Annotated in this window: 21 protein-coding genes; 8 read left to right on the top strand and 13 right to left on the bottom strand. The window is 67.0% G+C overall.

Annotated elements, in window-relative coordinates; all coding sequences use genetic code 11:
- Window positions 1–10: 10 nt before the first annotated feature.
- Window positions 11–1,408: a phosphomannomutase/phosphoglucomutase gene (locus tag P7F68_RS00540; RefSeq protein WP_002938309.1), complete on the bottom strand. Its 1,398-nt coding sequence runs from the start codon at window positions 1,406–1,408 to the stop codon at window positions 11–13.
- 124 nt (window positions 1,409–1,532) lie between these two features.
- Here P7F68_RS00540 and rfbA point away from each other — a divergent pair, with 124 nt between their 5' ends.
- The gene (rfbA, locus tag P7F68_RS00535) at window positions 1,533–2,417 is read left to right on the top strand and encodes a glucose-1-phosphate thymidylyltransferase RfbA (RefSeq protein ID WP_277829766.1); all 885 of its coding nucleotides are present in this window, start codon (window positions 1,533–1,535) and stop codon (window positions 2,415–2,417) included.
- Entirely contained in the window at window positions 2,417–2,962 is a 546-nt protein-coding gene (rfbC, locus tag P7F68_RS00530) for a dTDP-4-dehydrorhamnose 3,5-epimerase (protein WP_002924608.1), read from the top strand. Before rfbA ends, rfbC begins: the two co-directional genes overlap by 1 nt.
- Here the strand turns inward: rfbC and P7F68_RS00525 are convergent.
- The 4 genes from P7F68_RS00525 to P7F68_RS00510 all read right to left on the bottom strand — a co-directional run bounded on the left by P7F68_RS00525 (window position 2,953) and on the right by P7F68_RS00510 (window position 5,727).
- Complete coding sequence (locus P7F68_RS00525; RefSeq protein WP_277829763.1) at window positions 2,953–3,996, bottom strand: hydrolase; 1,044 nt, start codon at window positions 3,994–3,996, stop codon at window positions 2,953–2,955. The two genes, rfbC and P7F68_RS00525, sit on opposite strands and share 10 nt — an antisense overlap.
- A complete protein-coding gene (locus tag P7F68_RS00520) occupies window positions 3,993–4,421 on the bottom strand; it encodes a YybH family protein (protein WP_277829761.1) in 429 nt (142 codons plus the stop codon). Before P7F68_RS00520 ends, P7F68_RS00525 begins: the two co-directional genes overlap by 4 nt.
- A gap of 161 nt (window positions 4,422–4,582) precedes the next feature.
- On the bottom strand, window positions 4,583–4,783 hold the full coding sequence (locus P7F68_RS00515; protein ID WP_002924602.1) for a zinc-finger domain-containing protein: 201 nt from the start codon (window positions 4,781–4,783) through the stop codon (window positions 4,583–4,585).
- A 23-nt stretch (window positions 4,784–4,806) separates the two neighbouring features.
- Window positions 4,807–5,727 carry a branched-chain amino acid transaminase gene (locus tag P7F68_RS00510; RefSeq protein WP_002924600.1) on the bottom strand — a complete coding sequence of 307 codons (921 nt, stop codon included), beginning with the start codon at window positions 5,725–5,727 and terminating at the stop codon, window positions 4,807–4,809.
- Between the two features lie 172 nt (window positions 5,728–5,899).
- Here P7F68_RS00510 and P7F68_RS00505 point away from each other — a divergent pair, with 172 nt between their 5' ends.
- The 3 genes from P7F68_RS00505 to mnmA all read left to right on the top strand — a co-directional run bounded on the left by P7F68_RS00505 (window position 5,900) and on the right by mnmA (window position 8,197).
- Window positions 5,900–6,352 (top strand): NUDIX hydrolase, encoded by a 453-nt coding sequence (locus P7F68_RS00505; RefSeq protein WP_277829755.1) that lies wholly within the window; start codon window positions 5,900–5,902, stop codon window positions 6,350–6,352.
- Between the two features lie 83 nt (window positions 6,353–6,435).
- Complete coding sequence (locus P7F68_RS00500; RefSeq protein ID WP_386041711.1) at window positions 6,436–7,086, top strand: hypothetical protein; 651 nt, start codon at window positions 6,436–6,438, stop codon at window positions 7,084–7,086.
- Window positions 7,076–8,197 carry a tRNA 2-thiouridine(34) synthase MnmA gene (gene mnmA / locus P7F68_RS00495; RefSeq protein WP_269745240.1) on the top strand — a complete coding sequence of 374 codons (1,122 nt, stop codon included), beginning with the start codon at window positions 7,076–7,078 and terminating at the stop codon, window positions 8,195–8,197. Before P7F68_RS00500 ends, mnmA begins: the two co-directional genes overlap by 11 nt.
- On the opposite strand, the gene P7F68_RS00490 is transcribed toward mnmA, so the two are convergent.
- The 5 genes from P7F68_RS00490 to glnE form a co-directional block, all read right to left on the bottom strand.
- Window positions 8,187–9,167: a hypothetical protein gene (locus P7F68_RS00490; RefSeq protein WP_002924592.1), complete on the bottom strand. Its 981-nt coding sequence runs from the start codon at window positions 9,165–9,167 to the stop codon at window positions 8,187–8,189. The genes mnmA and P7F68_RS00490 overlap by 11 nt on opposite strands.
- 52 nt (window positions 9,168–9,219) lie before the next feature.
- Complete coding sequence (locus tag P7F68_RS00485) at window positions 9,220–9,795, bottom strand: DUF2062 domain-containing protein (RefSeq protein ID WP_002924588.1); 576 nt, start codon at window positions 9,793–9,795, stop codon at window positions 9,220–9,222.
- 187 nt (window positions 9,796–9,982) lie between these two features.
- A complete protein-coding gene (locus tag P7F68_RS00480; protein WP_002938286.1) occupies window positions 9,983–10,435 on the bottom strand; it encodes a SixA phosphatase family protein in 453 nt (150 codons plus the stop codon).
- A 106-nt stretch (window positions 10,436–10,541) separates the two neighbouring features.
- A complete protein-coding gene (locus P7F68_RS00475) occupies window positions 10,542–12,071 on the bottom strand; it encodes a CYTH and CHAD domain-containing protein (protein WP_277829749.1) in 1,530 nt (509 codons plus the stop codon).
- A 140-nt stretch (window positions 12,072–12,211) separates the two neighbouring features.
- Window positions 12,212–14,917, bottom strand: a complete 2,706-nt coding sequence (glnE, locus tag P7F68_RS00470; protein ID WP_277829748.1) for a bifunctional [glutamate--ammonia ligase]-adenylyl-L-tyrosine phosphorylase/[glutamate--ammonia-ligase] adenylyltransferase — start codon at window positions 14,915–14,917, stop codon at window positions 12,212–12,214.
- 127 nt (window positions 14,918–15,044) lie between these two features.
- On the opposite strand from glnE, the gene P7F68_RS00465 reads away from it, so the two are divergent.
- From P7F68_RS00465 to tldD, 3 genes are all read left to right on the top strand, one after another.
- Window positions 15,045–18,965 (top strand): YhdP family protein, encoded by a 3,921-nt coding sequence (locus tag P7F68_RS00465; protein WP_277829747.1) that lies wholly within the window; start codon window positions 15,045–15,047, stop codon window positions 18,963–18,965.
- Between the two features lie 49 nt (window positions 18,966–19,014).
- Entirely contained in the window at window positions 19,015–19,866 is an 852-nt protein-coding gene (locus tag P7F68_RS00460) for a carbon-nitrogen hydrolase family protein (protein WP_277829746.1), read from the top strand.
- A gap of 76 nt (window positions 19,867–19,942) precedes the next feature.
- Complete coding sequence (tldD, locus tag P7F68_RS00455; protein WP_002924560.1) at window positions 19,943–21,388, top strand: metalloprotease TldD; 1,446 nt, start codon at window positions 19,943–19,945, stop codon at window positions 21,386–21,388.
- Window positions 21,389–21,413: 25 nt separating this feature from the next.
- Here the strand turns inward: tldD and P7F68_RS00450 are convergent, their stop codons facing one another.
- Genes P7F68_RS00450 through P7F68_RS00440 form a run of 3 tightly spaced genes read right to left on the bottom strand, consistent with a single transcriptional unit; the run spans window position 21,414 to window position 23,358 of the window.
- Complete coding sequence (locus tag P7F68_RS00450) at window positions 21,414–21,596, bottom strand: hypothetical protein (protein WP_002924553.1); 183 nt, start codon at window positions 21,594–21,596, stop codon at window positions 21,414–21,416.
- A complete protein-coding gene (locus tag P7F68_RS00445; protein WP_002938275.1) occupies window positions 21,593–23,014 on the bottom strand; it encodes a sigma 54-interacting transcriptional regulator in 1,422 nt (473 codons plus the stop codon). The genes P7F68_RS00450 and P7F68_RS00445 overlap by 4 nt, the downstream gene beginning before the upstream one ends.
- The gene (locus P7F68_RS00440; protein ID WP_002938272.1) at window positions 23,011–23,358 is read right to left on the bottom strand and encodes a hypothetical protein; all 348 of its coding nucleotides are present in this window, start codon (window positions 23,356–23,358) and stop codon (window positions 23,011–23,013) included. Before P7F68_RS00440 ends, P7F68_RS00445 begins: the two co-directional genes overlap by 4 nt.
- Window positions 23,359–23,485: the final 127 nt, after the last annotated feature.

The following is a 23,485-nucleotide window of genomic DNA, read 5'->3' as shown; positions in this document are numbered from 1 at the left end:
CGTGCGTGCCTCAGAAGGGGAGCGCCAGTCCCGGCCAGGCGGCGTCGATGGCGTGCCTGAACGCGCTCTGGATGGCGGTCAGCGCAGCAGCGTCGTCGGCTTCGAAGCGCAATACCACCACTGGCGTGGTGTTGGAGGCGCGCGCAAGGCCAAAGCCGCGTGCGAACTCGACTCGCACGCCATCGAGGGTGATCACTTCGTTTGCGTCAGCAAAGCACGAGGGCGTAGCGAGTGCGGCCTGCTGGAGGCGGCGGACGAGCTCGAAGGGCTCGCCCTCCTTCATCTTGATGTTGAGTTCCGGTGTGCTGACCGCATCGGGCAGCGCCTTCAGTGCGGCGTTGGCATCTGCGCGGGCCGACAGGATCTCGAGCAGACGGGCGCCTGAATACAGGCCGTCATCGAAGCCGAACCAGCGCTCCTTGAAGAACATGTGGCCGCTCATCTCGCCCGCCAGTGGGGCGCCGGTTTCCTTGAGCTTGGCCTTGACCAGCGCGTGGCCGGTGTTCCACATCGTCGGCTTGCCGCCGCGCGCACGGATCCAGGTGGCGAGGTTGCGCGTGCACTTGACGTCGTAGATGATCTCGGCGCCCGGTACGCGGGAGAGCACGTCTTCGGCGAACAGCATGAGCTGGCGGTCGGGGAAGATGATCTCGCCATCCTTGGTCACCACGCCGAGGCGATCGCCGTCACCGTCGAAGGCGAGTCCGAGTTCGGCGTCGGTCTCGCGCAGCACGCGGATGACGTCCTGCAGGTTCTCGGGCTTGGAAGGGTCGGGGTGGTGGTTGGGGAAGTTGCCGTCGACTTCGCAGAACAGCTCGATGACTTCGCAGCCCAGGCGGCGGAAGAGCTCCGGGGCGATGCCGCCGGCCACACCGTTGCCGCAGTCGAGGACGATCTTCATCGGTCGCGCGAGCTTGACGTCGCCGACGACACGTTCGAGATAGGCAGCATCCACGCTGGCGTGGCGGAGTTCGCCGTCACCGTGCACCAGATCGTTCTCCGCGATGCGACGGCGCAGGGCCTGGATCAGTTCGCCGAACAGCGTCTGGCCGCCGAGTACCATCTTCAGGCCGTTATAGTCCGGTGGGTTGTGGCTGCCGGTGACCGATACGCAGGAGTCGCAGCCGAGTTGATAGGCGGCGAAGTAGGTGAGTGGAGTGGGTACGCAACCGATGTCGATGACATCGATACCGGCGGCGCGGATGCCCTCGCCGAGCGCGCCTGCCAGCGCCGGGCCGGACAGGCGTCCGTCGCGACCAATCGCGATCGCCTTCTGGCCGCGGACTGCGGCCTCGGAACCGAGTGCATGGCCGATTGCGCGCACGGCGTCGGGGGTGAGCACGGTGTCGACGATGCCGCGGATGTCGTAGGCCTTGAAGATCTCTGGGGCGGGCAGGGCGTAGGTCATGAATCGGTCCGGTAGGCGAATGCTGTAATGACGGGTGGCAAAACCGACATTCTATGTCGGCGCGCTGGCGTCTACAATGCTGCAACGCCAGTTTGGCCGCCATCAACAGGACCGCAATCGCGCCATGACTACTCGCAAGGGCATCATTCTCGCCGGGGGCTCCGGCACCCGTCTCCATCCGGCTACGCTGGCCGTCTCCAAGCAGCTGCTTCCGGTCTATGACAAACCCATGGTCTATTACCCGCTCAGCACGCTGATGCTGGCGGGTATCCGCGACATCCTGCTCATCTCCACGCCGCAGGACACACCGCGCTTCGAGCAGTTGCTGGGTGACGGTAGCCGATGGGGCGTGCAGTTGAGCTACGCCGTGCAGCCCAGTCCCGACGGGCTGGCCCAGGCCTTCCTGATCGGCGAGGACTTTCTCGCGGGCGCGCCCTCGGCGCTGGTGCTGGGCGATAACCTGTTCTACGGTCATGACCTGGCGGCCGAGTTGCGCGCAGCAAGTTGCGCAACTGCGGGTGCAACGGTGTTCGCCTATCCGGTGCAGGATCCCGAGCGCTATGGTGTGGTCGAGTTCGACGCCGCCGGGCGCGCGATCAGCCTGGAGGAGAAGCCGGCGCGGCCCAAGAGCCGTTACGCGGTCACCGGGCTGTACTTCTACGACGAACGCGCGGTCGATATCGCGCGCGGCCTCAAGCCGAGTCCGCGTGGCGAACTCGAGATTACCGATCTCAACCGCGCCTACCTCGAGTGGGGCGAGCTCGACGTGCAGGTAATGGGGCGTGGCCACGCCTGGCTGGACACCGGCACGCATGAAAGCCTGCTCGAGGCAGGGATGTTCATCCAGACCATCGAAAAGCGCCAGGGCCTGAAGATCGCATGTCCCGAGGAGATTGCCTGGCGTGCGGGCTGGATCGATGACGAGCAACTTGGTGCGCTCGCGGCGCCGCTCGCCAAGAGCGGCTACGGCCAGTATCTGCTGCGTCTGCTCGAGGATAAGGTGTTCTGATGAAGGTCAGTCGATGCGCACTTCCCGAGGTCCTGCTGCTCGAACCCCGCGTGTTTGGCGACGAGCGCGGCTTTTTCCTCGAGAGCTACAACGCCCGCCAGTTCGCCGAGCTGACCGGTCTCGACGTCGATTTCGTGCAGGACAACCATTCGCGGTCCGCTCAAGGGGTGCTGCGCGGCTTGCATTACCAGTTGCTACAGCCGCAGGGCAAGCTTGTCCGCGTCGTGCGTGGCCGCGTGTTCGACGTCGCCGTGGACCTGCGCCGCAGTTCGCCGCGCTTCGGCCAGTGGGTCGGCGTCGAGCTGTCCGAGCACAACCACCACCAGCTCTGGGTGCCGCCGGGCTTCGGGCACGGCTTTCTGGTGCTCAGCGAGTCCGCTGACTTCCTCTACAAGACCACCGACTACTATGCGCCGCAGCACGAGCGCTGCATTGCCTGGAACGATCCCGACATCGGCATCGAGTGGCCGTTGCCGTCGCCTCCGGTGCTGTCGGACAAGGACGCGCGCGGTTCTCTGCTCGCAGACGCGCAGACCTACGACTGAGCGGGGTGTGGCCCCGCGTGGCGGGTGAGCCAGGTGATGATCCGATGCGCAAGCCAGTCCTGCGTGCCTGGCCAGGGTGGAGCGAGAAAGCCGACGTGGCCGCCGCTGGCGGGCAGCTCCTGGCAAATCGCCGCCGACAGCTCTGCAGGCCGCGGCAGCGCAGGCGCAGGAACGAAGGGGTCGTTGGCCGCGTTCAGGAGCAGTGTCGGCACACGGATCCCGCCCAGCCAGGGGCGTGCCGAGGCGCGTCGCCAGTAGTCGCCGACGCCGGCAAAGCCATGGGCGGGGGCGGTGTAGGCGTCATCAAAGGCTTCCAGGGATCGCGCGCCTGCGATCCGTGCAGCGTCGAACGCGCCCGGGTGGGCCGCGCATTTGGCCAGCGCCTTGCGCCTGAGCGTGGCCAGGAAGTGCCTGGCATAGACGCGGTTGAAGCCGCGCCCGAGGGCCTTTCCGGAGATGCTCAGGTCGAGGGGGGCGCAGATCGCTGCACAGGCGGCGACGAGTTCGCAGCTTTCGTGTTCGCGTTCGCCCAGCCACTTCAGCAGGGCATTGCCGCCGAGCGATACGCCGACGGCCAGCATCGGCGCGCTGCCAGCAGCGCGCTTGAGGTGGCGCAGGATCCAGTCGATCTCGGCGCTGTCTCCGGAGTGGTAGGCACGGGCGAGGCGGTTGGGCGCGCCGCCGCAGCCGCGAAAGTGCGGCACCACCGCGCGCCATCCTGCCTGTGCCGCAGCGCCCATCAGCGTGCGTGCGTAGTGCGAGCGGCTCGAGCCCTCAAGTCCGTGGAACAGGACCAGCAACGGCGCCGATGCCCCAGCCGTCGGCCTCGCTGCCCAGTCGAGCTCGATGAAGTCGCCATCGGGTGTGCTTGTGCGTTCGCGCCGATAGCGGGGTAGCTGAGCCTTGCATGCCAGCGGCCAGATTGTCTGCAGGTGGCCGCCAGGCAGCCACCACGGGCTGTGGTAGGGGGTGCTTGCGGCAAGGGAGGTGCCGGCCTGGCTTTCGGGGGAGTGTTCGAACGCGGGGGGCGTCAATGTACGACCCGCGGCGAGAGGTCGCCGAAATCGCTCAGGTCGGGCACCGCTGAAGCATGGTGCAGCACCATGTGCCAACCGTCGGCGCCGCGCGTGAACACGTTGGTGACGGCCAGCGTGGCCGAGCGCTGCTCGCGGCTCTCGAGGGCAACCTGTTCGAACACGCAGTGCATCGCCATCGCCGCGCTGGCGGTGATGACCGGCTGGCTGACTTCGATCTGCAGCCGGTTGCCGCCGGCCAGGATCTGGCGCCAGGTCTCGCGGATGGCGGCAAGGCCGACGATGCGCGGGCCGCCGGGATGGATGCAGACGACATCCTCTTCTTCGGACCAGACGGCCATCAAGGCGTCGAGATCGCCCTGGGCGAGGGCCTGGTAGAAGGCGGCCTCGGCTTCGAGCGCAGTGGTGAAGGTAGGTTTGCTCACGGGTACGTTCGGATCGGTTGAGTGATGAGCCCAGCGTTGGCGATCATGCTGAAGGTGGTCAAGGACTAAGCTGCCACGGCGCACGCGCAATGACGAAGGGGGCCGAAGCCCCCGTCGAATGCAACTCGGCAAACCGGCAGACCGCGCCGGACAGCCTGGGTTCAGTGGTGACCCTTGGGGCGCTCGCCGGCAAAGACGTAATGCGCGCTGCAGTACGGGCAAACTGCTTCGCCCGTCTTCAGGATGTCCAGGAAGACGCGCGGGTGACGTGCCCACAGTGGTGCGCCCGGTGGCGGGCAGTGCAGGGGCAGGTCCTTGGCGCTGATCGCGACGGCCTGGGTCTTGTCGGTGTTCTCAACCATGACGTGTTTCCTCTCGCAGGGAATCAGACGTAGGCCAGCCACTGGTCGTATTCGGGCGCGCGGCCGTTGACGACGTCGAAGAAGCGGGCCTGGATCTTCTCGGTGAGCGGGCCGCGCTTGCCTTCGCCGATCTTGCGATCGTCGAGTTCGCGGATGGGCGTGACCTCGGCTGCGGTGCCGGTGAAGAAGGCTTCGTCGGCGAGGTAGATGTCGTCACGGGTGATGCGCTTGGTGGTGACGTCGTAGCCGAACTCGCGGGCGATGGCGTGGATCGAGTCGCGGGTGATGCCGGTCAGTGCGGAAGCGATCTCCGGCTCGTAGATCTTGCCATCCTTGATGATGAAGAGGTTCTCGCCCGCCCCTTCGGCAACGAAGCCCTGGTTGTCGAGCAGCAGCGCCTCGTCATAGCCCATGCGGGTCACTTCGAGGTTGGCGAGGATCGAGTTCGGGTAGGTGGCGGCGACCTTGGCGCGCGGCATCGTCGAGTTGACGTGGTGGCGAGTGTAGGACGAGGTCTTCACGCGGATGCCCTTCTCCAGGCCTTCCTCGCCGAGGTAGGCGCCCCAGGGCCAGGCGGCGATGGCGACATGCACGGTCGCGCCCACGGTGGAGATGCCCATCTTCTCCGAGCCATAGTAGGCGATCGGACGCAGGTAGCAGGATTCGAGCTTGTTCGCGCGCACCACCTCCTTCTGGGCCTCCATGAGCTCATCCTTCGAGTACGGGATGTCCATCATGTAGATCTTGCCGGAGTTGATCAGGCGCTGGGTGTGCTCCGCAAGACGGAAGATCGCGGTGCCCTTGACGGTGTTGTAGGCGCGCACGCCCTCGAACACGGCGAGACCGTAGTGCAGGGAATGGGTGAGCACGTGGGTGGTCGCCTCGCGCCACGGAATGAGCTTGCCGTCCTGCCAGATGAAACCGTCGCGGTCAGCCATGGACATGATGAAGATCTCCGCCTCTAAGTGTGTTCGAGAGTAGTCGTGGGGCCCCGCTGTAACCGAGCAAGGGCCAAAGCCTGACAATTCTAGCGTAAAGGCGGGGCGCGGCGGGCGGTCGTGGGTGTTGCCCGCCGCACGCGGTAGAATACGCGGCTGCACCGGCGTGGAGCTGAAAGTGAAGGAACGCATCTGGAAACCCAACGTCACTGTTGCCGCGGTGGTCGAGCGCGATGGCCGCTTCCTGCTGGTCGAGGAGGAGACCGATGAAGGTCTGCGGCTGAACCAGCCGGCGGGCCATCTCGAGGAAGGCGAGACCCTGGTCGACGCCACGGTGCGTGAAACGCTGGAGGAGACGGCGTGGGGCTTTACCCCCGAATACCTCGTCGGCATTTACCAGTGGACGCGCCCGCAGGGTGATATCACCTACCTGCGGTTCGCGTTCGGTGGCCGGCTGGGGGGCGAGGAGGCGGGGCGGGCGCTGGATCAGGGAATCGTGCGTGCGCTGTGGATGACGGCCGACGAGGTGCGCGCAAGCACGGCGCGTCACCGCAGCCCGCTGATCCTGCAGTGTGTGGAAGACTGGATTGCGGGCCGGCGCTTTCCGCTCGCGCTGCTCAGCGCATCCTGAGCGTGGTGCGACGGATCTCGCTTTCGGGCGGGCTCGGCCGCAGGGGGCTGGCCGGGCTGCTGTGTGCCGGACTGCTGGCGGGGATGGTCCCGGTGGTCGGGGCCGATTCAGCAGGCGTCCGCCATTCCCCGGCCGTGGTCATGGTGTGCCACAACTACGGCTGTGCCAAGCAGGCTGCCGTACGCATCGACACCAGCACGCTGTGGTGGATAGATGACGTCCTGCAGGCGTCGGCAGATGCCGCCGCCGAGCGGGAGGCGTTGAGCAGGGTACTGGCACAGCTGTATCGGCTGGCGGCGCGGCAGTCGCCGGTCGGCAACGACCGCGCCGGCAACTTTCTGGACGATGGCGTGGAAGGACGCATGGACTGCATCGATCACGCCACCACCAGTACGCGCTGGCTGGCCTTGCTAGAGGCGCGCGGCATGCTGCGCTTTCATCGCGTGCTCGAGCCGGCACGGCGTACGCGCTTCATCCTGCAGCACTTCAGCGCGGTGGTCGAGGTCCTGGCGCAAGAACCGGCCGCGGATGCGCCCGCCCTCGAGCCTGCCATGCTCGCCGCTGCAGAGCGTGGCGCAGCGCGCTACGATGTCGCGCCTGAGCACGCACAGGCACCGGCGACTGTCGCCGGAGAACGTTTTGCGATCGACGCATGGTTCGTCGATCACGGCGAGCCGGCAGTGGTCCTGCCGCTCGACGAATGGCTAAAGGGAGGCGGACCGAATGTCCATTAAGGACCCGAACGGGATGAAGGTGGTCGTCGGCATGTCTGGCGGGGTGGATTCGTCGGTGACGGCGCTGTTGCTCAAGCAGCAGGGTTATGACGTTACCGGGCTGTTCATGAAGAACTGGGAGGATGACGACGACTCCGAGTACTGCTCGAGTCGCCAGGATCTCGTCGATGTCGCTTCGGTGTGCGACGTGATCGGCATCGAGCTCGAAGTCGTGAACTTCAGCAAGGAGTACAAGGACCGCGTGTTCGCCGACTTCCTGCGCGAGTACGAGGCGGGCCGCACGCCCAATCCGGACGTGCTGTGCAACTCCGAGATCAAGTTCCGTTGCTTCCTCGATCATGCCATGCAGATGGGCGCAGATCGGATTGCAACCGGGCACTACGCGCAGGTGCGCGAGTGGACGAACGACGGGCGTACCGAGTTCCAGCTTCTCAAGGCCGAGGATGGCACCAAGGACCAGAGCTACTTCCTGTACCGCCTCGGTCAGGCACAACTGGCAAGAACCTTGTTTCCGCTCGGTACGCTCTACAAGCGCGAGGTGCGCCGGATTGCCGAGCAGGCCGGGCTGCATGTGGCGGCGAAGAAGGACTCCACTGGCATCTGCTTCATCGGCGAGCGCCCGTTCCGCGAGTTCCTGATGCGGTATCTGCCTACGCAGCCGGGCGAGATCCGTGCGCTTGACGATGGTCGACTGCTCGGAGAACACCAGGGCCTCATGTACCACACCATTGGCCAGCGCAAGGGGCTGCACATCGGCGGCATCAAGGGTAACCAGGATGAGGCGGGCGAGCACGATGCCTGGTACGTCGCCAGCAAGGACATCAAGGCGAACGTGCTCTACGTAGTGCAGGGGCATGCGCATCCCGCGCTGCTCAGGGAGCGTTTGCTCGCGACCGATCTCAACTGGATCGCCGGCCGCGACCCCCACACGAACTGGGTCTATACCGCCAAGCCCCGTTACCGCACGCCCGACCAGCCCTGCGAGATCGACCGCATCGCTGATGGTCGAGCCGAGATCGCCTTTGCCCAGCCGCAATGGGCGCTGACGCCGGGGCAGAGTGTGGTCGTCTACGAGTCGAAGGTCTGTCTGGGCGGCGGCATCATCGTCTGAGCACCGCCGGGGCGGTCGGCCCGCGCTTGCGCGGGCGACTGCCGACCACTGCCAGCGCGGGCCGTGCTGCAGCCTGGGCGAGTGCCGCGTAGGTCTCGCAGCGCTCGATGTACTCACGCGCACTCTTGGGCATCGTCACGCGTGCCCGCGTGATGTCGGTGAGCAGATTGCGCCCTTGCAGGATCAGGCGAAGGCCGTCGGCGGCAAGCTGGTGCTCTGCCGGCGTGGAGGTGGGCGACAGACAGGGGGCAACGGCGCCGAGGCGCTCCGATGCGACCACGAAGTCGGCCCAGACCTCGAAGATGTCCGGATCGGTGCGCAGCGTCTCGCATTTGACCTTCGCGATGCGGGCAAATTCGAGCACCAGGGGGTCTATGCCCTGGAAAAGCGGCGACCCGGCAAAGGTGGCCGCCATGACGGTGGCGATGCGGTCTATCTCGCGCAGGGCCTGCGCGATCTTGATGTAACGGCTTTCGTAGAAAGCCTCCACCGGGATCGAGAAGGCGCGGAAAGGCTCGCCCCAGAGCTCGTCGATGCCCTCGTCCCCGCTGCGATGCAGTACCAGGCGTCCAAGGTTCAGCGCTTCCTGCAGGCACAGCCCGCACTCGCGCATGAGCGCGTTGTCGGTGTCGATTTCGATGCCGAGTTCCTGCAACTCGACCAGTTTGGTGAAAATGTCGGTCGCGCGGTTGAACAGGGCGCCGGCGAACATGGCCCCCTTGACGCGTTTGCGCGCGGGCTCGGTCTCGGCTTCGTAGGCGCGGCGGGCGTCGTCCAGGCGTTTGCCGGGGATGTTGATGCCGTGCTCGACGTGATTGAACAGGCGCCGCGTCAGGGCCTGGATGAGCTGCTTCTTGGCTTGCAGGGAATCAGCCGGCGGATCGTAGACCTTCAGCCAGTAGCCGTCGTGGTGGATGCGCCGCACGCCCTCGATAGTGGCGAGGGTACCGTCGGGGATGGGCTCGTCCATGATCGGGCTGTTCGCTCTGCGGTTGACCGGGCTGGTAAGGATACGCCGCGCTTCAGGCGCTTCCAAGCGGCCTTCTGGCTGCAGATGCCGCGCGCGCCCGGCGTTCGCGATGCAGGCGGCGCCATTTGTTGACGACCTTGAAGCGCCAGAACAGCTGCGCGCCCCAGTAGGCGATGAGCGAGCCGGTGACTGCCATCATGACCATGCCTACCAGTAGCGGCTGGCCGATGCCCGATACCCAGGCCCATGCCTGTGCCAGGGAGTCGATCATGCGGATGGGCGCCTCGACATCCTCGGGCGTCAGGTCGGGCGGCGTACGGGTGCCGATGACGCCTGCGCCGAGGCGGTAGGCAAAATAGTAGATGGGCCCGTAAGTGAGCGGGTTGCTGACCAGCGTGGAGACGGCGGCGATCCAGAGATTGCCGCGCAGGACGAGCGACGCGATGGCCGCCGCAGGAATCTGCGCGATCGGGATCATCAGGCCGAAGAACACCCCCATCGCCACCCCGCGTGCGACTGCACGACGGTTGATGTGCCACAGCAGCGGATCATGAATACGCGGCCCCAGCCAGCGCAGCATGCGGCTTTGCGTGATGGCTTCGCGAGAGGGCAAAAAGCGTTCGAACATGTTCCGTTCCGGGCCGAAGACGGCATCTTACGCATTGCGCGGCAAAGCACAAGCGTCCGCCCGCAGGCCGCGCAGGCGGCGGCCATGCTCCGGCGTCGTACGATTCTGAACCCTTCAGACCGCGGGTGCCGTGAGGAATTCACTCCTTGCCGTACACTTGCGTCGGCTGGCACCGGCGCTGCTGCAGTCAAGCGAAATCGCTCGGGATCACCGCTCTCAGCACGGTCTGGCTTTCGCCCTCGCGGACGCGGTTGGTGAACCACCACAGCGCGCCCTTCTTGATCGTCCAGTCGGCCTCCTGCCCGGCCAGCAACAAGGCGGCAAGGCGGCCCAGAGCCGGTTGGTGGCCGACTACCAGTGCGGCGCCACTCGCGTCCGGCCAGCCCGTGGCAGCGAGCAGGTCGGCGACGTTGCCATCGGGCCCCAGGCTGGGCACGACCTGGAAGCTGTCGGTGAAAGCGGTTGCCGTCTGGCGGGTGCGCACGGTGGGGCTGACGAGGATCTTGAGTTGTTTTGGACGGTGCTCATCCAGCCAGGCAGCGACCTTGCGCGCCTGTTTGTGGCCGCGCGCGGTGAGTTCCCGAGTGTGGTCGGGGCTGCCGTCCACGGCTTCGGCGTGACGCCACAGCAAGAGATCCATGTCTTCCTTCCGGGATGGTGGGGTCGGCATCATTGCGTAGGCATGTTGCAGCGGCGTGACGGCTTGTCATGCTGTTGCGCGCGGCACCGCGCCGGGCAGCTGTCGTTCACCATGGTTTCTTGCCCCACAGCAGGGGCTCGCAGTCCTGCAGCACCCGTCGGCGCAGGCGCGCGTAACGGGATGCGTGCCAGCCCAGTACGAAGGCCGCGCCGCTGGCCGTGGCCGGGGTTTCCTCTGCCCACAGACGCAGGCGCTGATGTGCGGTGTCGACGTCTTGCAGGAAGCCGAGTGTGCTTTGCGCCCGAACCATGCCTTCGAGGTAACGCCCCATCGTCTTGGCCTGGAACAGCGGGCCGAAGAACTCGACCCCATAGCGCAACTGCTTGAAGCCGATGCGCAGCGCGTGCAGACGCTCCGGGACAAGGGCCGACGCCGCCTCGAACTGGCGCCGTGCGCGCTTGCGCAGGCGGTCCAGGCGCAGCCGGGCGAAGGTGCGCAGGTCCGCTGCGATGGCAAGGCTGTTGGTGGGCAGGCGCATCAGCGCGGCGCTGAACTCGAGCAGCAGGCGTCCCTGTGTGGCCATGTCGAGGCTGTGGGACGCCTTGCTGCGTGCCTCGTCGCGGGCGCGATGAGCCTTGTCCAGCAAGGCTGCGAGCGCAGCGGCATCGGCCAGACCTTCGGCGCTGACGGCGTCGAGCAGTTCAGTGCAGAACACGTCGAGGTCGCGGGCATCGCCGAAGCGGCTGGCATTGTCGCGCAGGCGTGCGTTCCACTCGCCTACGAAATCCGTGGGCAGCGCCGGCGCGAAAGACTTGAGCAGCGCGCGCAGGCGGCGCTGCGAGACGCGCAGCTGGTGGATGAAGTCAGGGTGGATGCTGTCCGGGTCCGGGTGCGCCAGTGCAGCGGCGGCGTTGGCCTGCCACTGGCGTACGCAGGACTGGGCAAGGCAGCGGAAGGCTTCGACCACGTTCTGTCCGGGCCTGATCGGCGAGGGTTCGGAACGCACCACGTCAACCGGGGCGCCGAGGAACAGCCTGTAGCCGCGTTCGGCCTTGGAAATGTCCGAAGGCATGAGGGGAATATCCTGCGCGAGCGTGCACGCCAGCTCGAGCAAGTCCTGGGCGCGCCCCTCCTCGAGCTCGAGTTCCAGTTCGCAGATAGGGGTGCTGCGTTGCTCACCGTCGGCAGTGCTCAGCAGCACATCGCCGGTGTCGATCATGAGCAGGATGCTCAGCCCCGGGCGCGGGGCATAGCGCCGGGTCTCGCGGCGGAAGCGGGTGGTGAATACGGGCACCAGGGCTTCGCCGTGGCGGTGCAGCAGCTTTGCGGCCTCGGGGGCATCGACCGCAGAAAAATCGAATGCGCCGGAATAGGCTTGTTCCCACTCGGGGCGCTGCGACAGGCCGCCGCTGGAAACTGCCGCGCACTTCACCGTCTGCAGCAGCTGTCGCCCCTGGCGCCGGATGCGGACCGCCACACGACGCGATTTGAGGCTTAGTTCGGGGGTGTCGAAATAGGTGTTGTCGAGGGTGACGGCATTGCCCAGCTTGTCGCATTCACTCACCAGCGGGTGGCGGCGAAGGGCTGCGAGTGCCCGTTTGGGCAGCGTCAGCTTGAGTTCGATTTCCTGGTTCATCGAGTGCAGTCCCTTGGCGGGGCGAGAAGTGATATCCGGCCGATTCTAGTCGCCATGACGCGGTGCGTCATGCTTGCTTTCATGACATGAAATATTTCATCTCTCATCTCCATGTGCCGCGCCGGGTCAGGGGGTTCGCCTCACTCGTCGAAGATGTGTCGCCACAGCGCCTGTACGGGTTCGCGCGCGGTCTCGGCTTCTTCGGGGTGGATGCGCGAGGGCCGGTCGTTGAGGCGCTGGCGGTGCTGCAGGCGGCGCAATTCACGGTAGCTGTCGGCGCAGGCGGCGGCGAGGGGGGGCGGGATCAGACCGAGCTCGCCGGCGATGCGCAGCAATGCGATGTTGCCGAGGTTGCCGGTGAGTTCGGGGTGGCGGTGGGCGTGGCCGAGCACGAGATACTGGATCAGGAACTCGACGTCGATGAGTCCGCCGCGGTCGTGCTTGAGGTCGAACAGCTCGCTCTTGCCCGAGTGTGCGTCCCGCATCTTGTGGCGCATTCCGAGCACCTCGGCGCGCAGCGTGCCGAGGTCGCGGGGCAAGCGTAGCACTTCGCAGCGGATGCGCTCGAAGGCCTCGCCGAGTGCTCGATCGCCGGCCGAGAAGCGCGCTCGGGTAAGGGCCTGGTGCTCCCACACCCAGGCCGATTCGAGCTGGTACTTGCGGAAGGCCTCCAGCGAGGTCGCGATCATCCCCGACTCGCCGTTCGGGCGCAGGCGCAGGTCGGTGTCGAAGAGCTGGCCGGCGGCGGTCTGGCTCGACAGCCAGGTGTTGGTGCGTTGCGCGAGCCGGGTGTACATCTCCGCCGCCTCGGGGGCTTCGTCGTCGTAGAGGAACACGATGTCGAGGTCCGAGGCGTAGCCAAGCTCCTTGCCGCCGAGCTTGCCGTAGCTGATCACGGCGAAGCGTGGCGTGTCGCGGTGGCGGATCTTGATCCGTCGCCAGCACAGCGGCAGGGTCAGGTCCAGCATGATGTCCGCCAGTTCGGAGAGGTGGTCGGCGAGCTTCTCCACCGTGAGCAGGCCGGCGATGTCCTGCGTCAGCAGGCGGAATACCTGGGCGTGGTGCTGTTCGCGCATCACGTCCATCTGGCGCTCCATGTCGGGTTCGAGGGCCTCGAGTTCGCTGCCGAGCGCGGCGCGGAAGGCTTTCCAGTCGGGGGCGGTGTCGAGGTTGCGGGCGTCGAGCATCTCGTCGAGCAGGATCGGGTGCCGGGTCAGGAACTGTGCGCCCCAGCGCGAGGCGCTCATCAGGTCGGCGACACGGCGCAAGGCCTGAGGGTATTGCTGCAGCAACGCCAGATAGGCGCCGCGGCGGCCGATCGCCTCCATCAGGTCGAGGCAGCGCGCCAGCGTGTCGTCGGGGCCCGGTGTGGAGGCTGCGGCTTCGATGACGCGGGGAATGAGCGCATCGAAGCGGCCCTTGATGTTGTTGGGCAGTTGCCGGTAGCGTGGGCTGGCATGGATCGATGCAAGGCGCTCGGCGCCGCTGCGCGGGTGCCGGTAGCCGAGTTCGCCAAGCACCGGGGTGACGGTCTCGATATCCTCGGCGCCCTGCCAGGTTGCGTCCAGGCTGTGGTCTTCGTCCGAGGGGTCGCCGAACACACTGTCGAAGTGCTGGCTGACGATGCGACGGTGTGTGTCCAGCGCCGTCATGAGCTCGGCATGGCTGCCGAAGCCCATGGCCTCGGCGATCAGCTGCTGGTCGGCTGCGCTCTGCGGCAGGTCGTGGGTCTGTGCGTCGTCGAGGTACTGCAGGCGGTGCTCGAGGCGCCGCAGGAAGACGTAGGCGGCGCCGAGTTCCTCCACCGCGGTAGTCGCAAGGATGCCGCGTTCGGCGAGCAGGGCGAGCACCTTCTGCGTCGGGCGGACCTGCAGCGCGCTGTCGCGGCCGCCGCGGATGAGCTGGAAGACCTGGGCGATGAACTCGATCTCGCGGATTCCGCCCGGGCCGAGCTTGACGTTGTGCGCGCGGTCGCGGCGCGCGACCTCGCGGCGGATCTGCGCATGCAGGTCGCGCATGGCGTTGATGGCGCCGAAGTCGAGGTACTTGCGGAACACGAAGGGGCGGGAGAGCTTCTCGAGCTCGGTCCAGCGCTCACCGAGCATGACGCGGGCCTTGATCCAGGCGTAACGCTCCCATTCGCGCCCCTGGGTGATGAAGTAGTTCTCCAGCATGTCGAGGCTGCCCACCAGCGGGCCCGAATCGCCGTTCGGACGCAGGCGCATGTCGACGCGGAAAACCTGGCCGTGCTCGGTCACCTCGGCGAGTGCCTTGATCAGCTGCTTGCCGAGGCGCTCGAAGAACTCGAAGTTGCTGATCACCTTGGCACCGCCGGTGTCGCCGTCCTCGGGGTACAGGAAGATGAGGTCGATGTCGGAGGACACGTTGAGCTCCCGCCCTCCCAGCTTGCCCATGCCGATGACGAGCAGCTCCTGCTCCCAGCCGGTAGGCGACAGCGGCTGTCCGTAGCGCTGCACCAGGGCTGCCCGCAACACGTCGTGGGCATGGCGCACGGCGACCTCGGCGAGCACGGTCATCGTCTCGGTGACCTCGGCAAGGGGAGCGCCCAGGCGCAAGTCGCGGACGATGAGATTGCACATCACCCAGCTGCGCAGTCGGCGCAGCGTCGGTCCGAGCGCGCTTTCGGCGTCGCTGAACGCCGTTTCGCGCTCGGCGATGAAGCGCTGCATGTCCTCGGCCCTGAGTGGCTGGCCCAGGCTTTCCGCCAGCGCGGGGGCGAGCCAGGGCTGGCTGTCGAGCATGCGGCTGAGATAGCGCGAGTACCTGCGCGCCTCGACGACGGCGGTTTCGTATTCGTTCGCGGGGGCGGGTGACGAGGCAAACATGGCGAAGCTCCGCTGCGGGCGCAGTGTTCGTTGGTAAAATGCGCGCTGGGTCGGCCCTGAGGCGAGGGGCGGCAGACACACATTCTATCCATGCCGGCTATCGCCCGGCAGGCCAACACCCCTTTTCATGAGCGATGCCCTGACCCCCGGCAGTTCCGATTTGCCGCCCACGCCGCGTGCCCCGGCTTCCGGCTGGCGCCGCCTCGTCGCGTGGTGTCTCAAGCTGATCATGCTGGCCTGGCTGTTGGGCGCCGGGGCGGTGTTGGTGGTGCGCCATGTGCTGATGCCCGCAGTGGGCGATTTCCGCGACGACATTGCGGCGGCAGTGACGGCCAGCCTCGGAGTCGAGGTGTCGATTGCGGCCGTCGAGGGGCGCTGGGCCGGATGGCGGCCGAGGCTGCTGATCGAGAACCTTCGCATCGCAGATGCCGATGGGCGTCCGGCGTTGGTGCTGCCAAAGGTCGATGCCACCCTGGCATGGTCCTCGCTGTTGCGTTTGCAGCCCCACTTCCATCGCCTCGATATCGCCGCGGCAGAGCTCGATGTGAGGCGCGAGGCCGATGGAACGATCCTGGTCGCCGGCCTGGTGGCGGACACGAGCGGGGGCGAGGAGGGCAAGGGGCTCGAGTGGTTGCTCGCTCAGCGCCAGATCGTCATCCACGATTCGCGACTGCGCTGGACCGACAAGGTCCGAGGCGCGCCTGCGCTGGAGCTCGATCAGCTCGAGTTCCGCCTTGATCAGCGCGCCTCGCCAGCCCGTTTCGCCCTGCAGGCACGGCCGCAACAGGCGCTCGCCTCGACCCTGGTCGTGCGCGGAGAACTCGACCGGCTCGAGCTGCCTGGGGCGGCGCAGGCCGGTGAGCTCGAGGCGCGCATGTACATGGAGCTCGAGCGCGCCGACCTCGGTGCATGGACGGCCTGGATCGATTACCCGCTTCCGCTTGCCGGGCATGGAGGGGTGCGGGCCTGGTTCGAGGCCTCGGCCGGTGGTGCGCTCGACATGACCGCAGACGTCGTGCTCGATGGCGTCGTGGCGACACTTGCGCCTGGCCTGCCGGAGCTTGCGGTGAGCCATCTCGACGGCCGCCTGTCACTTCAGCGCAAGCTGGGCCTGCTGCGCTTGAGCGGGCAGCAGCTCGCGCTGCGCACGGTGGCGGGCCTTGCCGTGGCGCCAACCGACTTCGATGTGCAGCTGCGAAAGGCGCCCGATGGCGCGCAAGCTGGCGGCAGCGTGACGGCGAGCCACCTCGATCTCGCCGCACTGGCAGGGCTTGTGGCTTACCTCCCGGTCGATGAGGGCGTGCGTGCGCGCCTCGCGGGGTTGGCTCCCCATGGCCGTGTCGACGATCTCAGCCTGAGCTGGGACGGCGACTCCTCGGCACCCCAGGCGTGGCGCGTGAGGGCGCGCTTTGCCGAGCTCGGCCTGCTCGCGCGCGATGGCTTGCCGGGCCTGGGCGGGGTGTCGGGCACGATCGACGGCGACCAGCGCGGAGGCCGTTACCGGATCGATGCGCGTACGGCGCACCTGGACCTGCCGGATGTGTTCGAGTCGGGCCGCCTGGCGTTTGACCGCTTGCGCGCCGAGGGGAGCTGGCTGCGTCGCGAGAGAGGGCTTGAAATCGCACTCGATGGTGCAGAGTTCGACAACATCGACGCCGCTGGTACGGCGTCCGGGCGGTACTGGCCGGGCCGCGAGGGGGCGGGCGAGATCGACCTCCAGGCCAGGCTCAGCCGTGCCGAGGGCACGGCGGTGTGGCGCTACCTGCCGCGCGTGGTCAATCGCCACACTCATGACTGGGTGCGCACCGCCATCCGCGCCGCCGTGGTGCCCGAGGCGCGCCTGCGCCTGCGCGGCCGGCTGGCCGACTTCCCCTTCCGGGATGGTGATGGCACCTTCCTGGTCAGCGTTCGGGTGGAAGATGCCCTGCTCGACTATGCACCTGGCTGGCCGTCGATCGAGGGCATTCATGGCGAGGTGCGCTTCGAAGGGCCTGGCATGCGCATCCTTGCCGACCGCGGGCGTGTCCTCGGCGTCGACTTGGCGGGGGTGGTGGCCGACGTGCCGGACCTGGACCAGCGTCCCACCGAACTCATGACCATCACCGGTCAGGCGCGGGGGGCGACGGCCGATTTCCTGCGCTTCGTGTCCGCCAGCCCGGTGTCGCGGCGCATCGGAGGTTTCACCGACGGCATGCGCGCAGAGGGGAAGGGAGAGCTTGAACTCAAGCTGGTGATGCCGTTGCGTAGCGTGGTCGATACCACGGTGGAGGGCGAGTACCGCTTTGCGGCCAACCGCATTGCGCTGGTCGAGGGCCTGCCGGCGCTCGAACGCGCGGCCGGGCGTGTGCGCTTCACCGCTGACAGCCTCGCCATTCCCGAGGCGCGCGCGCAGTTGTTCGGGCATCCGCTACGCCTGAGTGCGCGGACCGCCACCGACGGCAGCGTGCGCTTCGAGGCAGCAGGCAAGGCTGACGCAGCGGCGCTCAGGGCAGCCTACGACATTCCCCTGCTCGATGGCCTGTCGGGAACGGCGGCGTGGTCGACCAGCGTTCTGGTCGGCAAGGACGGTACGCGTCTGGAAGTGAGCTCCGATCTGTTGGGGGTAGCCTCCAGCTTGCCGCCGCCGGTGAACAAGCCTGCCAGCGAGAGCTGGCCGCTGAAGCTGGCGGTCAGCTACCCGGCCGGGCAGGCGCACAGTGAGCTCGTGCTCGGGCTCGGCGGGCTGGTGCGCGCCGAGCTCCAGCGCTCCGACGGGCAGTGGACGAGCCTGAGCGGTGGGGTCGCGCTGGGCCGTGCGACGGCTGATGCGGTGCCGCGATCGTCCTCCGGGGTGGCGGTCGCGGGCGTGCTCGATGGCCTCGATCTGGATGCATGGCGGCGTGTGCTCGACGCCGGTGACGATGACGGGACCGATGCCGTGGCCGAGCGTGGTGGTGATGGCCTGGCGGCCTTGCCGCTGGCCGCCGTCGCGCTTGCGGCCGATGAGCTTACCGCCTTCGGTCATCGTCTGCGCGCGGTGGACCTGCGTGCAGTGCCCGACCAGGGGGGCTGGAAGGCGCGCATCGACAGCGATCTCGCTGCCGGCGAGCTCGACTGGCGCAGTGCGGGCAGTGGTGCTCTGGCAGCGCGGCTGCGCTTCCTGCGCATTGGTGCGGCGGATGCGCAGAGCCGTGCCAGTGGCACCGAGGCTGCGGAGGCCCGGATCGGGGATACACCCCCCCGCCGTTTGCCTGCCCTGGACGTGGTGGCTGAACGCTTCGAGCTGCGTGGGATGGATCTCGGTCGCCTCGAGGTTCTTGCCCGCAACCGTGGCGGTCTATGGGAGCTGGACCGCTTCGCGATCGCCAATGATGATGGGCGGTTGTCCGGGAGCGGGCAGTGGCTGGCTGCAGGGCGCCAGCGCACGCGCATGGAGTTCAGTTTCGATACCGCCGACGTCGGACGCTTCTCGCGTCGTATCGGCTACCCTGACGTCGTACGCGGTGGTCAGGCAGCGCTGAGCGGCGAGCTTGGCTGGCAGGGCGCGCCGACCGCGATCGACTACGCGTCGCTGGCCGGTCGTCTGCAGCTTGAGGCCGGGGCCGGCCAATTCAACAAGCTCGAGCCTGGAGTCGGGCGCTTGCTCGGCATTCTCAGCCTGCAATCCTTGCCGCGGCGCATTACACTCGATTTTCGCGACGTGTTCTCGGAAGGATTCGCCTTCGATCGCATTTCCGGTAGCATCGACGTGACCGCGGGGGTGATGCGCACCGACGACCTGGAGATCCGCGGGCCGGCGGCGCGGGTGCGGATGAGCGGTACGACCGACCTCGTTGCCGAGACCCAGGACTTGCGCGTGATCGTACAGCCGACGCTGTCCGAGTCGATCGCCATCGGTGCGGCGGCGGGCTTGCTCAATCCGGCTGTGGGGGTTGTCACCTATCTCGCCCAGAAGGTGCTCAGCGACCCGATCGAGAAGCTGTTCGCGTTCGAGTATGCCGTTACAGGCAGTTGGGTAGACCCACAGGTTGCCAAGCGTGGCAACGTCGAGTTGCCGCCCGCTCAATGACGTGAATGGGGATCCTGCCAGCCCTGCGACTTGTCCTCGAGTACGCTATATGACCATTACCAAGCCTGCCGAATCTGTCGAAGCCGCCCTGCCTGAGGCGCCCGTCCGCATCGCCGCCGTGCAGACCGTGTCGGGCCCCGATGTCGACGCCAACCTGAAGGCCGTGGATGCGTTGATTGCCGAGGCCGCGGCCGAGGGCGCGTGTCTGGTCGCCCTGCCCGAGTATTTTCCGCTCATCAGCAGCGACGAGATGGCCAAGGTGCGCATCCGTGAAGCCGAGGGTGAGGGGCCGTTGCAGTCCTTTCTGGCCGATGCCGCGCGTCGCCATGGGGTCTGGCTGGTCGGCGGCACGATCCCGCTGCAGGCCGAGGTACAGGACAAGGTACGCAACAGCACCCTGGTGTTCGATGCCCAGGGCCGGCTTGCCGCGCGCTATGACAAGATTCATCTGTTCGGCTTTCAGCGTGCCGAGGAGCGCTACGACGAGGCTGCCACCATCGAGCCGGGCAGCACGCCGTGCTGCTTCGACTCTCCAGCTGGACGCACGGGCTTGTCGGTGTGCTACGACCTGCGCTTCCCCGAGCTTTTTCGTGCCATGGGCGAGCTTGACCTGATCGTCCTGCCTGCCGCCTTCACGTACACGACGGGGAGAGCGCACTGGGAGGTTCTGTTGCGCGCGCGCGCGATCGAGAACCAGTGCTACGTCATGGCGCCGGCCCAGGGCGGTCGCCACCCCAACGGGCGCGTCACCTGGGGGCACAGCATGATCATCGACCCCTGGGGCGAGGTGCTCGCCTGTCGCGAGGTCGGCGAAGGGGTCGTTGTCTCCGAACTGGATCCTGCGCGCATCGCTGCGGTGCGCGAGAGCCTGCCTGCGCTGCGTCACCGCCGCCTGGGCTGAGCATGCACTCCTTTAATCCCGAAGATCGTTTTGGTGTGGGGCCGGTCAACGCTGGCGACACCTGCAAGGAATTCCAATGAGCAAGTCCCAGAATCCACTCAAGGTTGCCGACCGTTACCTGCTCTCGCCCTATGGCTTGGGCGAGGCCGAGCTCGAGAAGACCTTCCGCAAGCTGATGCGCCACGATATCGACTTTGCCGACCTGTACTTCCAGTATCAGCGCTCGGAGGCCTGGAGTCTGGAAGAGGGTATCGTCAAGTCGGGCAGTTTCGACATCGAGCAGGGCGTGGGTGTGCGCGCGATCAGCGGCGAGAAGACAGCGTTCGCCTATTCCGACGACATTTCGCTTGATGCCCTGGTCGGCGCTGCCACGGCTACCCGTGCCATCGCCGCCGCAGGCGAGCGGCGCAAGGTGGATATGCGTGCGCACAAGCTCAAGCGCCGCCTTTACCGCGCTGACGACCCGCTCGACTCGCTGGACGACACCGCCAAGGTGCGCCTGCTCGAACGCCTCGAGCGCTTTGCTCGTGCGGAGGATCCCCGCGTCACCCAGGTCATGGCCCATGTTGCCGGCTCGTGGGAGGTGGTGATGGTGGCGCGCAGCGATGGTCATATGGCTGCGGACGTTCGGCCGCTGGTGCGGGTGTCGATCACCGTCATCATGGAGGAGGACGGTCGCCGCGAGCAGGGTAGCGGCGGCGGCGGCGGCCGTTACGATTACGGTTATTTCTGCGACGATCGCCTGCACGACTATGCGCGCGCGGCGGTGCATCAGGCCCGCGTCAACCTTGGCGCCGACCCGGCACCGGCCGGCACCATGCCGGTGGTGCTGGGGCCGGGCTGGCCGGGCATCCTGTTGCACGAGGCCATCGGCCACGGTCTGGAGGGGGACTTCAACCGCAAGGGTAGCTCGGCCTTCTCGGGGCGGATCGGCCAGCAGGTGGCGGCGAAAGGCGTTACCGTGGTCGATGACGGCACGCTGCAGGACCGGCGCGGTTCGCTGTCGATCGATGACGAGGGCAACCCGACCGAACGCACGGTGCTCATCGAGGACGGCATTCTTACCGGCTACATGCAGGACATGATGAATGCGCGCCTGATGGGCATGCCGCTGACCGGCAACGGCAGGCGCGAGTCCTTCGCCCATCTGCCCTTGCCGCGCATGACCAACACCTACATGCTCAATGGCGACAAGGACCCCGAAGAGATCATCCGATCGGTGAAGAAGGGGCTGTATGCCGCAAACTTTGGCGGCGGCCAGGTGGACATCACCTCGGGCAAGTTCGTGTTCTCGACCGCCGAAGCCTACCTGATCGAGAACGGCAAGGTGACGCGCCCGGTCAAGGGGGCGACTCTGATCGGCAACGGTCCGGATGCGCTGACCAAGGTCAAGATGATCGGTAACGACATGATGCTCGACCCGGGCGTCGGCACCTGCGGCAAGGATGGCCAGAGCGTGCCGGTGGGCGTCGGTCAGCCGACGCTGCGGATCGACGGTCTTACCGTGGGCGGCACGGCCTGAAGCGGGCCGCCCACGGTTGGAGCGTTCAGGTCGAGGTCGGCTTCTGCGGCGTGCTGCCGTCGGCGCCGGCCTTCTTGTCGTCGGCGCAGCTATTGGCGGTGACTTGTGGCGCTGCCGCCTGCGGGCCTGCCGCGATCACGGGGCTATGCACCGACCAGGCCAGTGCGGTGGTGGCGAGGATGGTGGTTACGGTCTGACGCATGCTCATGCGGGTCTCCTTGAAGGGCAGCGGGTTTGTTCTTCGTCTGGCTGGTTCTCGGCGCGGAACGGTTCCGGCCTGAGCCCATGGCGCTGCAGCAGCCGGTAGAACTCGGTGCGGTTGCGATCTGCCAAGCGTGCAGCATCGGTGACGTTACCCGCGGTAAGTTTCAAAAGCTGTATCAGGTAGTTTCGCTCGAAGCGCTGTTTGGCCTCGGCATAGCTCAAGGCTTCGATCGGTTGTGCGCGCAACGCGCGCTCGACGAGGCTGCGCGGGACCAGGGGCGTGGTGCTGAGGGCACAGACCTGCTCGACCACGTTGTGGAGCTGGCGCACATTGCCCGGCCATTGGCTGATGGCCAGTGTCTCGAGCGCGTCGGCGGCGAATCCATTCACGTCCTTGCCATAGCGCCTGGCCAGTGTGCGCAGGAAATGCTCGGCGAGCAGCGGGATGTCCTCGCGACGCTCGGCAAGCGGCGGAAGGTCTAGGCTGACGACATTGATCCGGTAGTAGAGGTCCTCGCGAAACTGGCCGTTGCCCAGCGCGTCTTCCAGATTGCGGTGCGTGGCCGACAGGATGCGAAGGTTTACCGGACTCGCCTGCGTGCTGCCGACCGGCCGTACTGCGCGCTCCTGCAGGACACGCAGCAGCTTGATCTGCAGTGCGGGCGGCATGTCGCCGATTTCGTCGAGGAACAGGGTGCCGCCGTCTGCCGCCTGGATCAGGCCGGCGTGGGTTGAGGTGGCTCCGGTAAACGCCCCGCGTACATGCCCGAAAAGTTCGGATTCGAGCAGTTGGTCCGGGATTGCCCCGCAGTTGATCGCTACGAAGGGGCCTTGCGCGCGCGCGCTGGCGTTGTGGATTGCGCGTGCGAGGAGTTCCTTGCCGGTGCCGCTCTCACCCAGGATCAGGACGCTGGCGTCGGAAGCCGCGACCAGTCTCGCCTCGGCGAGCAGTGCGCGCATGCGGCTGCTGCGGCTGATGATGGCCTTGCACCAGTCGGCCCGGTCGCCTTCGGCAATGCTTGTCGAGGAGGCGTTTCCGAGCGCTTTGGCAATGCGGTCGAGCAGGGCCTGGCCGTCGAACGGTTTGGTCAGATAGTCGGCGACGCCGCGTGTCGTCGCGTCCACCGCGTCCGGGATGCTTCCGTGTGCGGTGATCATGATCACCGGCAGCGCGGGGTGGTGGCGCCGGATGTCTTCGAACAGCGTGAGGCCGTCGCCGTCGGGCAGGCGGACGTCGCTGAGGACGAGGTCGAAGGTCTCCATGGCCAGGCGCGCGTGCGCCGAGGCGATGCTGCATGCCGTGCTTACCCGATAGCCGTTGGCCTTGAGCCGCATCGACAGCAGGCGCAGCAGATCGGTGTCGTCATCGATGAGCAGCAGGCGTGCGGCGGCAGGGATCGGAGCTGTCGCCCTGGCGCTCATCGCGGAGCGAGGCCATTCTGACCGTAGGGTGGAACGCTCGAGGGCGCAGGCAGCGTGCGCTCTATTGCAGTCAGGGCGTCGAGTTTGCGCTGCAACTCGGCCGCGTGCCTGCGGCTCGTGGCGAGCTCGCCCTTGTGCGTTTCGATTTCGCGCTCCAGGCGTTCGAGCTGGGCGGCCTGGCGTTGGCGTTCGCGGATCTGGGTGAGCAGAGCGCGTGCAAAGGGGTGATGGGCGCGCGCCTCGGTGCTGTCGTCCTCCAGCAGGTGCTCGAGCTGGCGGCGTGCTTCATTGAGCCGCGCGCGGTCGGGCTGGCTGGCCTGTACTGCTGCGTGCAGCCGATTCATGGCTGCCTGGTCGGATGGGGGCGCCTCCTCAGTGGCCGTTGTTGCGTGCGGTGCGTCCCGGCCCGGAAGGTTCGTGCAGGCAGCAAGGGCAATGCATGCGAGGACGAGTGAGAGTGCGTGCCGTAGG

Origin of the sequence: Thauera mechernichensis (genome assembly GCF_029588855.1) — a bacterium.
GTDB lineage: Bacteria > Pseudomonadota > Gammaproteobacteria > Burkholderiales > Rhodocyclaceae > Thauera > Thauera mechernichensis.
This window is presented reverse-complemented; position numbering and strand designations above follow the sequence as displayed.